This window comes from Actinotalea ferrariae, from assembly GCF_019733465.1.
GTDB classification, from domain to species: Bacteria; Actinomycetota; Actinomycetes; order Actinomycetales; family Cellulomonadaceae; genus Actinotalea; species Actinotalea ferrariae_A.
Genome location: NZ_JACVQL010000426.1, coordinates 1 through 1,179 on the forward strand (window position 1 = coordinate 1; position 1,179 = coordinate 1,179).

Sequence of the window (1,179 nt, forward strand, 5' to 3'; positions counted from 1 at the left end):
GAGCTGGGTCGCCGCCTGCCACGCGAGCACCTCGAACGCGGGCGACGCCTGCGCCCGGGCCAGGTCGGCCGCGCCGACGGCGTGCCGCACGGCCTCGGTCGAGGCGCCGTCGGCGGCGGCGCCCCAGGCCCGGGCGAGGAGGTCGTCGGGTGCGTAGAGGGTGTAAGCGGGGTGCGCGTCGATGGCGAGCTCGTCGAGCAGAGGGCGGGCGTCGTCGGCGCGGCCCGCCAGCGCGTGCGCCGTCGCGAGCAGCGTGCGGCAGCGGAAGCGGAACTCGTGCCGGGAGGGCCCGAGCCCGGCCCACGCCTCGCGCAGCGGCACGACGGCGCCGCGCACGTCACCGCCGGCGAGCGCCGCGTGGCCGGCCAGCACGAGTCCCATGAGTCGCGCGGGCCCGGGCAGCTGCGCCGACGACTCCTGCAGCTCGCGGCTCACCTCGCGCGCGCGAGCGACGTCGCCGTGCAGCCGGTAGCCGAGCACGAGCCAGTCGGTCAGGCCGAACACGGGGATCGCACGGCGCGCGGCGGCGGCGCCCTGGCGGCCGACGACGTCGTCGAGCAGCTCGGTGCGGCCCTGCACGGCCGCGCATGCGGCCACGGCCGCGGTGACGACGAGGCGCGTGAGGTCGTCCGGCAGGTCGCGGTCCTGCAGCGCGAGCGCCCGGCCGAGTGCGCCGCACGCGTCGCCGACCGCGGCCTCGTGGGCGGCGAGCATGGCCTCGACCGTGAGGGCTGCCGTGCCCGCGTCGGGGATCTCGGTCGCCTCGCGCAGCACCGCGAGGGCGAGGTCGGGCCGGCGCAGCGTCCAGATGAGGTTGCCGGCCCGGTGCGCGTGCACCCAGGCGCGCAGACCGGCGTCGGGCGCTTTCGCCGCGAGGTCGGCGAGCACCGCCTCGGCCTCCTCGCCGCGGGTCAGCCAGGACAGGGTCGAGGCGTGCACGAGCCGCGCATGCCAGTCGCCGTCGGCCGCCGCCGCGCGCGCGAGGCGCTCGGCCAGGGGCAGGTCGTGGAACCCGAGGGCGTCCTGCGCCGCGCGGACGAGCAGCGCGCCGTCGGGCGGCAGGTCCGACTCGACGGCGAGCACGGCGCGGCGGATCGGCTCCGTCGAGGCGTCGAGCCGCACGGCGAGCAGCCCGCGCAGGCGGCGCGCCCGGGCGACGCCCATCGCGCTGCGCCGGAC

The 1,179-nt window shown here is 79.4% G+C and carries 1 protein-coding gene; it reads right to left on the bottom strand.

All coding sequences use genetic code 11. The annotated features are described in order from the left end of the window. A partial coding sequence (locus tag ICW40_RS20570) for a hypothetical protein (RefSeq protein ID WP_221655824.1) occupies positions 1 to 1,179 on the bottom strand: 1,179 nt, incomplete at both ends.